12 protein-coding genes are annotated in these 12959 nt (G+C 59.1%); 8 read left to right on the top strand and 4 right to left on the bottom strand.

Annotation, left to right across the window (positions count from 1 at the left end; genetic code table 11):
- Positions 1–3: 3 nt before the first annotated feature.
- Both AB4P96_RS15305 and AB4P96_RS15300 read left to right on the top strand, forming a co-directional pair.
- Positions 4–465 carry an LEA type 2 family protein gene (locus tag AB4P96_RS15305; RefSeq protein ID WP_017138141.1) on the top strand — a complete coding sequence of 154 codons (462 nt, stop codon included), beginning with the start codon at positions 4–6 and terminating at the stop codon, positions 463–465.
- Between the two features lie 5 nt (positions 466–470).
- Positions 471–1022 (top strand): GNAT family N-acetyltransferase, encoded by a 552-nt coding sequence (locus AB4P96_RS15300; protein ID WP_017138140.1) that lies wholly within the window; start codon positions 471–473, stop codon positions 1020–1022.
- 107 nt (positions 1023–1129) lie between these two features.
- Here the strand turns inward: AB4P96_RS15300 and AB4P96_RS15295 are convergent, their stop codons facing one another.
- Positions 1130–2056, bottom strand: coding sequence for a carbon-nitrogen hydrolase family protein (locus AB4P96_RS15295; protein WP_099549309.1), 927 nt, complete (start codon positions 2054–2056; stop codon positions 1130–1132).
- Between the two features lie 81 nt (positions 2057–2137).
- Here AB4P96_RS15295 and AB4P96_RS15290 point away from each other — a divergent pair, with 81 nt between their 5' ends.
- Positions 2138–3046, top strand: coding sequence for a LysR family transcriptional regulator (locus AB4P96_RS15290; protein ID WP_099549308.1), 909 nt, complete (start codon positions 2138–2140; stop codon positions 3044–3046).
- On the opposite strand, the gene AB4P96_RS15285 is transcribed toward AB4P96_RS15290, so the two are convergent.
- The gene (locus tag AB4P96_RS15285; RefSeq protein ID WP_003190904.1) at positions 3039–3293 is read right to left on the bottom strand and encodes a hypothetical protein; all 255 of its coding nucleotides are present in this window, start codon (positions 3291–3293) and stop codon (positions 3039–3041) included. The two genes, AB4P96_RS15290 and AB4P96_RS15285, sit on opposite strands and share 8 nt — an antisense overlap.
- Positions 3294–3456: 163 nt before the next feature.
- Here AB4P96_RS15285 and AB4P96_RS15280 point away from each other — a divergent pair, with 163 nt between their 5' ends.
- Positions 3457–3777, top strand: coding sequence for a YqjD family protein (locus AB4P96_RS15280; RefSeq protein WP_017138137.1), 321 nt, complete (start codon positions 3457–3459; stop codon positions 3775–3777).
- A gap of 33 nt (positions 3778–3810) precedes the next feature.
- Here the strand turns inward: AB4P96_RS15280 and AB4P96_RS15275 are convergent, their stop codons facing one another.
- Positions 3811–4848 (bottom strand): Ldh family oxidoreductase, encoded by a 1038-nt coding sequence (locus tag AB4P96_RS15275; RefSeq protein WP_099549307.1) that lies wholly within the window; start codon positions 4846–4848, stop codon positions 3811–3813.
- Positions 4849–5031: 183 nt separating this feature from the next.
- Between AB4P96_RS15275 and AB4P96_RS15270 the strand changes: the two genes are divergently transcribed.
- Positions 5032–10176: a dermonecrotic toxin domain-containing protein gene (locus tag AB4P96_RS15270; protein WP_395599730.1), complete on the top strand. Its 5145-nt coding sequence runs from the start codon at positions 5032–5034 to the stop codon at positions 10174–10176.
- A gap of 19 nt (positions 10177–10195) precedes the next feature.
- On the opposite strand, the gene AB4P96_RS15265 is transcribed toward AB4P96_RS15270, so the two are convergent.
- On the bottom strand, positions 10196–10465 hold the full coding sequence (locus tag AB4P96_RS15265) for a PepSY domain-containing protein (protein WP_017138134.1): 270 nt from the start codon (positions 10463–10465) through the stop codon (positions 10196–10198).
- Positions 10466–10617: 152 nt separating this feature from the next.
- Between AB4P96_RS15265 and AB4P96_RS15260 the strand changes: the two genes are divergently transcribed.
- The 3 genes from AB4P96_RS15260 to AB4P96_RS15250 all read left to right on the top strand — a co-directional run bounded on the left by AB4P96_RS15260 (position 10618) and on the right by AB4P96_RS15250 (position 12950).
- Complete coding sequence (locus AB4P96_RS15260) at positions 10618–11613, top strand: FecR family protein (RefSeq protein WP_017138133.1); 996 nt, start codon at positions 10618–10620, stop codon at positions 11611–11613.
- Between the two features lie 318 nt (positions 11614–11931).
- Entirely contained in the window at positions 11932–12390 is a 459-nt protein-coding gene (locus tag AB4P96_RS15255; protein ID WP_017138131.1) for a hypothetical protein, read from the top strand.
- Positions 12387–12950 carry a hypothetical protein gene (locus AB4P96_RS15250; protein WP_017138130.1) on the top strand — a complete coding sequence of 188 codons (564 nt, stop codon included), beginning with the start codon at positions 12387–12389 and terminating at the stop codon, positions 12948–12950. The genes AB4P96_RS15255 and AB4P96_RS15250 overlap by 4 nt, the downstream gene beginning before the upstream one ends.
- Positions 12951–12959 lie beyond the last annotated feature (9 nt).

The following is a 12959-nucleotide window of genomic DNA, read 5'->3' as shown; positions in this document are numbered from 1 at the left end:
GTTATGCGCAAGCTCATGGTTCTATCGTTACTGCTGCTGACCTTGAGCGCCTGTGCGCTGTTCCCCAATCGCGACCCGGTCAATATCAGTGTGGTGGGTATCGAGCCGCTGCAAAGCCAGGACCTGGAAGTGCGTTTCGCCGTGAAGCTGCGGGTGCAAAACCCCAATGAAACGGCGATCGACTACAGTGGTGTGGCCCTGGACCTGGACGTGAATGGGCGCCCATTGGCGTCCGGCGTGAGCGATCAGGCCGGAAGCATCCCACGCTTTTCCGAGACAGTGCTGATGGTGCCGGTGAGCGTTTCGGCGTTTTCTGTGCTGCGTCAGACCTTGGGTCTCAGCCAGACCCAAAGCCTGAACAACCTGCCTTACACACTGCGCGGCAAACTCGCAGGTGGCCTGTTCGGTACCATGCGCTTTGTGGAACGCGGCACCCTGGACCTGCCCAACACTGCGACCTGGTAACGGCCATGCAACCGACGTTGTTTACTCAAAGACTGATCCTGCACCCATTGACCCTGGAGGATGCCGAGGACACCCAGGCGCAATTCGCGCACTGGGACGTGGTGCGTTACCTGTCTGCCGAGGTGCCCTGGCCGTACCCGGCGGACGGCGCTCGCCGCTACCTGGAACAGGTGGCCTTGCCGGGCATGGCCCGTGGCGACCAATGGCACTGGTCGATCCGCCTCAAACACGCGCCGCAACAGTTGATCGGCAATATCAACTTGACGGACGAGCAAGACGACAACCGAGGGTTCTGGCTGGGCCCGCAATGGCAAGGCCAGGGCTTTATGACTGAAGCCTGTGCGGCGGTGACGGAGTACTGGTTCGATGTGCTTAAACGCCCGCGGATGCGCGTGCCCAAGGCTGCGCCTAACCTGGCGTCGCGGCGGATTTCCGAGCGCACCGGGATGCGCCTGATCCGCACGCAGATGGGTGAGTTTGTAGAAGGTACGTTGCCACGCGACATTTGGGAGATTACCCGCGAAGAGTGGTTGGCATTCAGATCTTCCAAACGCTGAAGATCTGATGTGGGAGCTGGCTTGCCTGCGATGCAGACACCTCGGTACATCAGGCACACCGAGTTGAGGCCATCGCAGGCAAGCCAGTTCCCACATTTTTACCGTGTTTAATCAGTCAGTGTGCGCACGCCCGGCTTGGCGCGTTCATCCACCACCAACTCGAATATGTCCGGCCGCGCGTAATGCCCCACCACATCGTAGTCATAGCGCGCCTGCACCAAATCATCGGTGTTGATCTGCGCGGTCAGCAAGCCCTCTTCACCCACCAGTGGGCCTGCCAGGATGTCACCCATCGGCCCGACGATCACACTGCCGCCGGCGATCAACGGACGCTCTGACGGCCAGTTGGCAACCTGCGTGCCCAGCGCCTCGGGCGAAGCCTGCACCTGGCAGGCACTCACCACAAAGCAGCGGCCTTCATGGGCGATGTGGCGCATGCTCACTTGCCACATTTCACGCTCATCGACCGTCGGCGCGCACCACACTTGCACGCCTTTGGCGTACATCGCCGTGCGCAGCAGCGGCATCATGTTTTCCCAGCACACCGCGCCGCCCAAACGCCCAACTTGCGCGTCGATCACCGGCAAGGCCGAGCCATCGCCCCTGCCCCATATCAGCCGCTCAGTGCCTGTGGGCATCAACTTGCGGTGCTTGGCCACCAGGCCGCCGGTGGGTTCGAAATACAGCACGGTGCAATACAGCGTGCTGCCACTGCGTTCGATCACGCCGAGTACCAGGCTGGCGCCGGTGCGTGCGGACAAGCCAGCAAGCGCCTCGGTCTCGGCGCCCGGCACATCGATGGCATTGGCAAAATAGCGTGCAAAGGCTTCGCGCCCCTCCGGCAAGCGGTAGCCCAACTGCGTGCCGAAGGTTTCGCCCTTCGGATAACCGCCGAGCAACGCTTCGGGCATCACCACCAATTGCGCGCCACTGCGCACAATCGCGTCCTCATAGGTGAGGATCTGCGCCAGGGTGTCAGCCTTGCCACCCGGCAAGGATCCGATCTGCAACGCCGCCACGGTAGAAATGGGCATCAGGTTCACTCCAGTTAAAGGGGTTGCCCATTCTCCGGCGAGGGGCAATCATGAATAAAGCCCCCATCAGTGCTAAATGATATGAGCCAAATAAATATCGCCCAAGTTGACTTGAACCTGCTGAAAACCTTCGAAGCCTTGCACGACGAGTCCAGCGCCAGCCGCGCAGCCTTGCGCCTGGGCGTCACGCAATCGGCGATCAGCGCCGGCCTGCGGCGGTTACGTGACGTGTACGGCGACCCACTGTTCGTGCGCACCGGGCGTGGGCTGGCGCCGACCTTGCGTGCCAATCAGTTGAAACCGGTGATCAGCGAGGCACTGGACCGTTGTCGGCAGAGCCTGGCAATGATCAACCCGGCCAACCCGAACTATCAGGGCCGCTCGGTGGTGTTGGGCATGTCCGATGACTTCGAGATTGCCCATGGCCGGCGGCTGATGGCCGAAATTGCCCGGCGCGCGCCGAATCTGCGGGTGATTTTCCGCCAGACCCACAGCCAAATCGTGGCAGGCGCCCTGCTCGAGCGCAGCCTGGACCTGGCGATCACCGCCGGCGGCTTTGCCGAGCGCAGGTTGAGCCGGCACGTGCTGGGCGAAGGCGATTACCGCTGCCTGGTCGACCCACACAGCCTGGCGCCGGGCCAAGACGGCATCAGCCTGGAGGAATTCGTGGCACGCGAACATGTACTGGTGTCGTCGGGCGGGTTTATCGGGATTACCGATGAAGGGTTGGCGGCTAAAGGGTTGAGCCGCCAGGTGTGTGCGTCCACCAGTCACTTTGCCGGGCTGCCGTTTTTGCTCAAGGGCAGCGCGGCGGTGGCGACGATTCCCGGGCATGCTGCCGAAGCGATTGCGCAGATGACCGGCTTGCGCGTACTGACTTGCCCACTGGCGTTGCCACGCTACCCGGTGGAGCTGGGTTGGCGTACCCAGGCGCAGTTGGATCCGCTGTTACTCAAAGTGCGTGAAGCGATTGTGGCCAGCTTTACTTAGCGGCGGCCATCAGCTTGTTGACTTCGCTGCGCACCATGTTGGAAAACTCCGGCGGCGACATGCCGTCCAGCTCGGCACGGACCCATTCGGCCCACTTGCCCTTACGCTTGGCACGCTCGCCGAACAAACGCGCAGCTTCGCCCTTGGCCTTACCCAGGTTGGTTTGCCACAGATCGTAAAGGCGTGACTTTTCATCTTCCAGTTCGGCGCGTTCGGCAAGGGTTTTGTTGGCCAGATTGAAGCTCATGTTGAATTACCTGCTGCACAAATAGGTGACATCTTACACTGTAGGTCGAAATATCCTGATCCGGATTTTGCCCGTAAGCCGCTCACGGCAAAAAAACTGCAACTTTTAGCCAAGCCCGACACTCCATTGTTCACTGCCACATTCACTCGCAAGGAGTCACACAATGGCCCGCAAAACTGCCGCCCAAGCTGTCGAAGATCAAATCAAGGATCAAGCTTTCAGTGAACTGACGGCCTTGATCGAAGAGTCGGACAAGCTGCTCAAAAGCAGCGCTTCGCTGGTAGGCGAAGAAGGTGAAACGCTGCGTGAGCAGGTCGCTATCAAGCTCAAGCAAGCGCTGGACTCGGTGTCCAACGTGCGTGAACGCAGCAAACCGGTGGTGGACGCCACCGAAAACTATATCGGTGGCCATCCATGGCAGACGGTGGCCATTTCCGCAGGCTTTGGCCTGGTGGTCGGCCTTTTGTTGGGTCGTCGCGGCTAAACCACAGGGGCTGCGCTGATAGCGCAGCCCCTTTTATGCTTCTGCCAGTGCCTGCAACTGCTTGAGCTCCTGCGCATCAATCTCGATGCCTGTTTCCTGCGACTTCGCCCGTGCGCGATGACGTCGATCCCCCGGCAACCGCCGCAACCCCGCCGCATGCATCTGTCGCACCAGTTCCTGGCTGCGCTCGGCAAAGCCTTGCCCGGCGGTTTTGCCGGGGTCAATCACGATCAGCAATTGGCCGGTCCATGGTGTGCGCGCGCCGGGATGATCGGCCCAATCGAATTCGAACGAAAAATTGCCGCCCGTCAGCGCCGCCGCCAGCAACTCGACCATCATCGACAGCGCTGACCCCTTGTGGCCGCCGAACGGTAACAGCGCGCCGCCTTCAAGAATGGCTTTCGGATCTTGGGTCGGTTGGCCCAAGCTGTCCACGCCCATGCCCGGCGGCAAACGCTCGCCCTTGCGTGCTGCGATCTGCACGTCACCATGGGCAATGGCACTGGTGGCCAGGTCAAACACGATGGGTGGCCCATCGGCGCGCGGCGCGGCAAAAGCAATAGGGTTGGTGCCGAACAGCGGTCGATCCGCGCCATGGGGCACCACGCAGGTCATGCTGTTGACCACGCTGAGCGCTACCAGACCTTCTTCGGCAAAAGGTTCGACATCGGGCCATAAAGCCGCAAAGTGATGGGAGTTTCGAATCGCCAGCAGCGCGATCCCGGCGCTGCGCGCCTTGCGCACTAACAGCGAGCGCGCGGCCTCCAGTGCTGGTTGGGCAAAGCCGTTATCGGCATCCACACGCACAAAGCCTGAGGCCACATCCTCAACCACGGGCACCGCCTTGCCATTGACCCAGCCGCTGTTGAGCGTCGACACATACCCTGGAATGCGAAACACGCCGTGGCTATGCGCGCCGTCACGTTCAGCGCTGGCGCAATTGTGCGCAAGGATCGCCGCCACTTGCGGTGACGTACCGTGCCGCACAAAAACCTGTTGTAGCAGGGCCACTAACTCGGTGAAGCCGATTGCGGTTGAAGCCTTGGCAACTGTCGGAGACTGCGCAGACATTTGAAGCTCCGTTTTTATGATGGCGTTTTTATGATTAGGAGAGGCAACGAATGGACATTCAAGTGTTCGATTAAACACCACGCACTGTGCCTGCTGTCAACTTGCGACGGGCCTCAATAGTTACCCCCGCCCTCCGGTCACGCCTCCCTAGCCTGTCACTCCCCTACTTAACGGAGCAAGCCCATGACCGGCGTAACCCCCGCATATTTTTTTGACGAATTCCTGCTGCCGATTAAAAGAAACGCGCCGACCGACCGTGAGCGCGCGCTGGGGCTGACCGTCAAAGACCTCGATTGGCTGCACACGGTGTACCAAGCCAGCGATGCCGCACGTAACGACCCCGAACGGCAAACCTACCCCATGCGCGTCGAAAGACTGCTGATCAATGTATCGGGCCAGCCGCCTTTTCCACTTGCCGGCGCCTTTCTGATGAGCCCTGCCCCGGACGACGGCAAAGCACTGCTTTACACGCCTTATGGTGGTATTCAGGTGTTTGACGACCACGCCAGCCTGCTGGTCGACGTCGCCGAGCAACTGGCGGATGCGGTGCAGCGTGTCCAATTGCTGAGCTTTCTGTCGATTGCACAGCGCAACGCCTTGCCCGCCAGTACGCCGATAACGCTGACCGCCACCCTTGTCGAAGGCGCCGTCATGCAAGACCAGGAGCAAGCCCTGGAGGCCTGCCAGCAAGACAACGTGCGCGTCGTACTGGAGCAACTGCAGACGACGCCCACGCTGTACGGCATGCTTGACACGCTGCTCAGCATCATGGCGCGCTCGTACTTTCCCAACCTGGATCAACGCGATACACGGGTCGATTTTTTTATCCAGGACCCGGCAGGCGGTCAGCGACGCTGGGTCAATTCCCTGCCATTGAGCGAAGCGTTCCTGCAGTTTTATGTGAGACATGCCTGGCCCCAGGACCAGATCCGTGAATATTTCAACCCGAAACACGTCACCAGCGCCTTCACCCCGGTAGAACGCGAACAAGATCAGCAGTACTGGGAAACCCTGATCAAAGAAACATCCGGCAGCTTGTCAAAACTGCTGGACAGCCTGCTGAAGACTTATTGGAACGAGGACATCGGCAACGAAACCTCACGCCTGAAACTCTTCACCCAGGTCATGGCGGATAAATTTCGCCTGGATGTCTTGCTCAAGCGTCAGGCGCAAATTCTCAACGCCGACGAAAGCCACACCCTTCAGGCATTGTTTCTACCAGACCAAGGCGCCCGCAACGCCCACGCCAACGAACTAAGCGTGGAAAAAGTACGCCTGCATGCGCCCTACCAGCACTATGTGGAACTGGCCAGCACGCTATTGATCAGCGAGAGCCACGCCTACCTGTACACGCAGTCGCGTGGGGTACAAGTACTCAAAGACATGGAAGATCTCAAAGACACGCTATTGAGCATGCTCAAGGCCGCTGGCCACGAAGATGAACTGCTCAATTTCCTGTCGCTGGATGAGCGCGACACCTTTATTGGCCTGGATCAGATTAACATCGCCGCCCAACCCATTGCGGGTGACGTTTTTGCCGGCATGGTCGAAGACATTGCGGGCAAGCAGATCAGTAATATGAACCACGCACTGGACCTTTACCGACGCAGTGATGGCCAGATAAATCTGGATGCGCTGCTCGATTGCGCACTGGACATACGCACGATGCTGGACAGCCGCCTCGCAACGCTGGAAACCGCAGGGCGCTGGACGGCGCACCCGGTCACCAGCGGCAACGACCGGCCATCCACCGTGCGGGCAGAGCACGCCAAGGTGCAGCTACGGCGCCTCAGTGCCACTGAAGATGCACTGGCCACAGAGCGCAAACAACAGCCGACATTACGCTCAATGGTCACCCTCGCCCTGAATGCAGAAATGCAATCACAACGCCTGGCGCTCAAGGCCGACGAGGTCTATATCAACACTTATCCCACCCGCGCCCAAGAGCGCGAAGAGCGTCCTTCGTTGACGTCTGTGAGCATGGTTGAACACTTCATTGAACGCCTGAGCGATGAAGCCTCGCGCGTTCCCAACAGTGTCACAAGCGGGTTTTACAGCAAGCTCGAGCCGCATCTGGCGCAGAAGTTACCCAGCATGACCCTGAGTACTTTCAACATGATCAATGATCAAGTCTTGAAGGTGTTTGCCAACCACGAGATGCGCCAGCTTCCATTGCTGTTCCTCAGCAACATGAGCAAAAAACAGGCGCACTCGATGCTGCTTGGGTTGCGCAGTGAAGCCGAACTGAGACTGCTGGGTAAAACACTGTCGCCCAGCAACCAGGCGGTGATTGACACCGTTCTACGCACCGACAGCCTTGTGCGCTTGACCCGCCACGGCCTGAACGGCTTTCTTCCGGACGCCTACACCTTGACACTGAACATTGGCACATCCGACACCGCCCATGCGCTTGCCAACCTGTTTGTGCTGACTGAACGCGGAGGCATCGACCCGCAGCGTTCGGGCCAGGCGGTGCTCTGGACGCCTCGGCGCGGGTATGAGGTATTCGCCTCGGTGCAAGCCTTGCGCGAGGAGATGAGTCAGCGCCTGGAGCACCCGATCAAGCGCTTGCCCCTGTTGGAAAACCTGGCTATTTCCTTGCGTGCGCCGCATCAGGCATATGGTCTGGGGCCACTGCAACGCATTGACGACAACTTGCTGGATAATCGTCTGAAAACCTACAGCGATTTCGTCATGGACGGTATCGACCAATTGCTTGCGAGCAAATGGGCCGCTCGCGCCTTGCAAAACCACATTGAAACGGCCTTGGAACACGCCGCGCCGACCAACCTTGCACGGGCCAGGGCGGTGGCGAGTGCCATGACCCATCAACAGGCTCTGCCCGTCTGGCTGGGTTTGGCACCCCCTCAGGATCAGCTTCATCAAGCCGAGCTGCTTGAGCAGTATCACAACAGTGCGCCTGACGAAAAAGACTACCTCAATGGCATCACCGCTATCGGCAAGCATGCGCACACGGCACTTCTGGCGTTGCTCAAGGCACGCTATCCCGAACAGCCACTGAACCCCGATGATGTAATGATCCCGTTGCATCAGGCGCTCGACGTGAATGTCTGCAGCCTGACCGACTTTGCTTTGCGGCATTGGCCCGACCTGGACGCCGAAAACATCCGCCCACGCTCACGCAACGCGACTGCCTTGCCGGCCACATTGGATGCCAGTGCCGTGGTGCAAATGGTGCGCCAACTGGACCTGAACAGCGCTTACCAGAAGTTGTTGCAAAGCCACCTGGACGCTAACACGGATGAAGGCCGTAAACGCCGAGGCCTGTATTGCCGACAGTTACCCTGGCAAACCCTGCAATACGCCCATGAGCAAAGGCTGCAGGAGCGGCTGACGGCGCAGGCACTGAGCCATGTTCAGCAGGTATTCGACATGCCGGACGCACTGGCGCGGGCTGAGCTCGACGGGGCAACGGCAATGTTCAGACCCTTGGAGTTGATTGCCACCGAAGGTGCTTCCCTGGCCAAGGTGCTGGGGATGTACTTGATTGGTCCCACAACCCGCAGCGCTGGGCCGCTGGTGCTGTACGCGCCCTACAGCGAAAACCATACACTCAAGGAGTATGCGAACGAGCAAGCGCTGCTGGATGAATTGACCAAGCCTGGAGAGCTTCAGGACTGGGTGGTGCTGCACCTGGAGGCGACGCATCAGGCAACCTACCGCAATTTGCTGCAAAACAACCGTCATCGCCCCCTCGATATCCGCCTGGCCTCGACCGTCGTCACCGGCAATGCCCTTCACTACCTGTTCGACGACAACACGCAGATATTGCTCAAAATGCTCGCCTGCCAATTCGAGAAAGGCGCGAAATCGCTCTGGGACAGGGTCATCTACCTGCTGCGCGAGGGCATCCCCGCAGCCGCTCAGTTCATGGCAGGAAAACTCGCGTATCCGCTGGCGGTGTGGCGAAGCTACAAAATGTTCAAACGTTCAGCCGATGCATTGCAGTTGCATCAGTGGAAGGCCGGCCTGAAGGATTTCATCATCGGCGTGGCTCATTTGGCCGCCCTGCACAATGAGCTTGAGGGCACCGAAGCCCCGCCGCCTACCGAAACGGAAGTATCACAAGCCAACCTGTCAGACGAAACCCTGCCCGCGGCCCCCCACCTGACGACCCTGGATATCACCGCACCCGCGCGTACCGGGTTGCAGCCTTTCGAAGCTCACGATGTCGCATTGAAGGACCTGGAACAGAGTGCTTCCAGCCATGTGTACATGGACAAGGCGAGCTTGAAAGACTATGTGCCACTGGCAGGCAAGGTGTACGCGGTGAAGAAAACCGCCGAGCGCTGGCGCCTGTCCAAGGATAAGCATGTGGGCGCGTATGTGGGCCGTAATTCACAAGGTAAATGGGTGCTGGACCTCAGCCTGCATAACCCGCGATATGGCAAAATCATGTCGCGCATGCACACGCGGGCCGGCGAACGGGCAGCGATCAATATCGAGGCGACGGGCATGCGCGAAATTGCCGCACTCTCGAGTTGGAAAGCCCAAGTCATCACAGAAGGGTTAAACGTTGCGATCTATTACACCGTCAATTGCAAACGCAACATCGTTCAGTTTGCAAAACAGCGTGCGCCCGATAGCCGGGCAGGCCGCTTTTTAGGTGAATTATTCGGTGTCGTCAGCCTGACACCTGGCCAGTTGAGCAGAGTCGAGAAAATAGTCGACCTGATATTGGATGAACTGAGCGATCCGACCCTGACCAGTGCCGACTCCAAGCGTTTTGTCAGTGGGACCAGCCGTGTCAGTGCAGCGCACCAATACGCGTTTGTCATTCCTGAAGACAGGGAGCGCAAGCTGTACCTGCTCAATCGGTTCTTTGATCCAGGTATGGACAGTTACCAGAACCGTTTGAATTCACCTTTTGACCTCTGCGCCCACGCCAGGGCGAGTACCCTGATTCACGAACTGACGCACTTGAAGCTCGAGACTGAAGACATCGCCTATCTTGACTCGATGCGGCCGTTCACCGACTTGATCAACGCGGCCAAACCGGGCGCCCAGATACTCAAAACAACCCTGGAGGACCTGCAAAGAACCGCGCTCTCCACCATGACGCCCGCGACGATGCTGTTCAAGACCTGGGATGATTACTCGGCGCAATGGGAAGACTATGGGCCTGACACTGCAACGGCTCACGTTAGACAAAAAGTCCTGAACACCACCGGCACCAAGGACCTCAAGGATGCCCGCGACGTCTTCATGAGTAACGCCGACAAACGCATTGACACGATTTTGGCCAATGCCGACTCAGTGACTTACTTGATTACGCACTTGGGTCGTGTTTTGGATCCGGGGGCTTGAGCAGCCCCCGCCAGTCGCGTCAGTCTTTCTGATCGCGCAGAACGTTGCCGGAGGCGCCATCGATACGCGCTTCATACACGATGCCATCGGACTTGCGCCCTTTGACTTCCCAGTAACCGTTGTCATCGGCTTCGGCTTTGTAGACCTCGACATAGCCGGCCTTGGTCTTGGCGGTTTCAATGGCTTTTTCGATGGTGATCCAGCCCGCGCCCGGCTTATCGGCCAGGGCGGCGCCGGCGCTGAGCAGTGCGGTGGTTGCACACAGGGCGACTAAGGTTTTCTTCAGCATATTCGTTCTCCATTGTGGGAATGACGGACTCGTGTCCTGTGTTTTCTGATGTTTCCAAACGAGAATAAGTTCCAATTGATGTGCAATCGCCATGACGGCTGTTCTCGCCATCCGCCTTGGGAGGTTAGAATGTGGGAAATCAGGACGGTTTAATGACTCAACAGCCCCTTTCAGAAGACGACTATGACGCGATCACCGATGCCGCCGCGCATTGGTGCATGCGCCTGCATGCCAGTGATTGCTCGGCGGGCGAGCGTCGGGCTTTTGAACAATGGCACGACGCCCATCCGCTGCATGCCTTTGAGTATGCGGCCATGCTGGAAATCTGGGACGTGGCTGACCACCTGCCACGCAGCGAACCTGCTGCGGTTGTGCTGCCGTTAAAACCGCGCAGCCGCTTGCGCACTTACGCGGTGGCCGCCGCGATATGCCTCGCCGCCCTGCCGCTGGCCGCCTTTACCGGCTGGGAAGCGGGCTGGTTGCCCAGTTCCTATGAGCATTTCGAAGCCGACACGGGCTTGCGCAAAGTCACCCTCGGCGACGGCAGCCTGGTTGAATTGAACCTGGGCACCGAACTGGTCTACAGCCATTACAAGGATGAACGCCGCGTAACCTTGAACAAGGGCGAAGCGTTTTTCAAAGTCACCCATGACCGCCTTCACCCGTTTATCGTCAAGGCGGGCGAAGGCCAGGTTCGGGTGACCGGCACTCAGTTCAACGTCTGGAAATATGAAGACCAGGTGCGGGTGATGTTGCTTGAAGGCTCGGTGCAGATTTCCAGTGACAAGCAGCACGCCAGCGTGCCCCTTACCCCAGGCATGCAGGCCACTTACAACCTGGGCGATGCCACCCCGCAAATCGCTGCGATTAACCCCAATGATTCAACCCTGGCCTGGCGCCAGGGCAAACTGGTACTCGACAACCTGGCCCTGACGGACGCGTTGCCGCTGATCAACCGCTACCTGAACAAACCGGTGATGCTGGCAGATGCCAGTACCGGGGCGATTCGCATCGGCGGCATCTACAACATCAACGAGGTCAACAACCTCGTGCCTTCCCTGCCCAAGGTACTGCCGGTCTACCTGACCCAGAACCAGGACGGCAACACGGTCCTCAATTCCATACCGCGTAAAGCCCCCAAGGGCTGAGTCTGCCAGCCGGCAACGGCGAGTTTGCTCGCGCCCAAGTGTCCATTTTTGAAACACCTCCCTCGCTTGAATCGCCCGCCCGGTGCGCATTCATGGCTTTGTCACGTGCAGTGTTACATCGCTGAGACACCCTTGAGGCGGGGCCGGGCATGCCCCTTGACGGCGACACTGTTTCAACCCTGAAACAGCACCGCCATCACTTTGCCTCGTTTTATCTCCAACCCTCTGAATATAAACAATAAATAAAAAGCGGCACGCGTTCTGCTCTGTTCCTGATAACGCTGTTTAGGGTCAGCGTGAAGAACAAGGAACACTGCCATGGACACACACAATAAGGGCTCACTGAGCCTCCTGCTGATCAGCTGTGCACTGAGTGCCAGCGTGAGCGTTCCAGTGCTTGCGGCCGGTGATGGTGTGATCGTGGTTGAACGCCAGGTTCAACCTTATGCAATCGGTCGCTCACGCGGCCAAGACCCCTACCCCAATACCGTGAATGCCAACCCATCGGCCCAAGTCAATCGCGCCATGAACCATGAGCTCAGCGATAACGACATTGCCGGTATCAGCAGCGGTTCCAGCATTACGCGCAGCATCATGCCAAACGGTGACATTACCGGTTTGAACTCGCTCGGTGGCGCCAACAACCTCGGCGCAGCGGGAGCAGCCGGCCACGGCAGTAGCGGCAGCGGTATTGCAGGCACGGTCAACGGTGCGATATCCAGCGGGCTCGCCCCTCTGAACAACATCAGCGGCATGGTGGGGGGAGCAATGAAATGAACCACTCCTGGATGCTTCTAGCAGCGCTCGGTTGCACGGCGGCGATGGCCGACAGCAATAACAACGCAACCATTGATAACTCGGGCCAGCAGTACAACGGTGTGGTGACGATCAACCAGGCCGCGGGTGACCAGCAACAACTGAGCAACAACGTCGCTATTGCGGTGGGCCACAATGCCCGGGCGAACATCGCCGTCACGCAAAAAATCAGCGGCGCGCCCACCGACCGCTCCCTGAACGCCAATGCTGCGATCCAGGGCAACTCCTTCAGTAATGGCAACGGTGCACTGAGTGTCAACCAGTCCGCCGGGGCCCAGAACCAGATGATCAATGCCGTGCGCATCAGCGTGAGTGCTGGCCCGCAAAGCATCGACGACAGCGTCATGTCGCAACAAAACGTTGCGCTTGCAACCGACTCAGGGTTGACCCCTACCACTGGCAGCCGCCAGGTCGTTACCAGCGACCAGGCCTTCACCGGCAGCCGTGGAGTGGTTCAGGTCAACCAGAGCGCCGGGGTGGGGAACCGAGTGGCTAACACCCTGAACTTACGACTCAACTGATGGAGCTGA

Source organism: Pseudomonas sp. B19125 (assembly GCF_044218855.1).
Taxonomy (GTDB): Bacteria; Pseudomonadota; Gammaproteobacteria; order Pseudomonadales; family Pseudomonadaceae; genus Aquipseudomonas; species Aquipseudomonas edaphica.
The sequence above is the reverse complement of the archived record's forward strand: the minus strand, read 5'-3'. Positions and strand labels throughout refer to the sequence as shown.

Bases quoted from the DNA above. Each gene is read 5' to 3' on its own strand.
- AB4P96_RS15285 (WP_003190904.1), bottom strand. From the start codon at position 3,293: ATGAGCTTCAATCTGGCCAACAAAACCCTTGCCGAACGCGCCGAACTG.
- AB4P96_RS15305 (WP_017138141.1), top strand. From the start codon at position 4: ATGCGCAAGCTCATGGTTCTATCGTTACTGCTGCTGACCTTGAGCGCC.
- AB4P96_RS15270 (WP_395599730.1), top strand. From the start codon at position 5,032: ATGACCGGCGTAACCCCCGCATATTTTTTTGACGAATTCCTGCTGCCG.
- AB4P96_RS15295 (WP_099549309.1), bottom strand. From the start codon at position 2,056: ATGCCCATTTCTACCGTGGCGGCGTTGCAGATCGGATCCTTGCCGGGT.
- AB4P96_RS15250 (WP_017138130.1), top strand. From the start codon at position 12,387: ATGAACCACTCCTGGATGCTTCTAGCAGCGCTCGGTTGCACGGCGGCG.
- AB4P96_RS15265 (WP_017138134.1), bottom strand. From the start codon at position 10,465: ATGCTGAAGAAAACCTTAGTCGCCCTGTGTGCAACCACCGCACTGCTC.
- AB4P96_RS15290 (WP_099549308.1), top strand. From the start codon at position 2,138: ATGAGCCAAATAAATATCGCCCAAGTTGACTTGAACCTGCTGAAAACC.
- AB4P96_RS15300 (WP_017138140.1), top strand. From the start codon at position 471: ATGCAACCGACGTTGTTTACTCAAAGACTGATCCTGCACCCATTGACC.
- AB4P96_RS15275 (WP_099549307.1), bottom strand. From the start codon at position 4,848: ATGTCTGCGCAGTCTCCGACAGTTGCCAAGGCTTCAACCGCAATCGGC.
- AB4P96_RS15260 (WP_017138133.1), top strand. From the start codon at position 10,618: ATGACTCAACAGCCCCTTTCAGAAGACGACTATGACGCGATCACCGAT.
- AB4P96_RS15280 (WP_017138137.1), top strand. From the start codon at position 3,457: ATGGCCCGCAAAACTGCCGCCCAAGCTGTCGAAGATCAAATCAAGGAT.
- AB4P96_RS15255 (WP_017138131.1), top strand. From the start codon at position 11,932: ATGGACACACACAATAAGGGCTCACTGAGCCTCCTGCTGATCAGCTGT.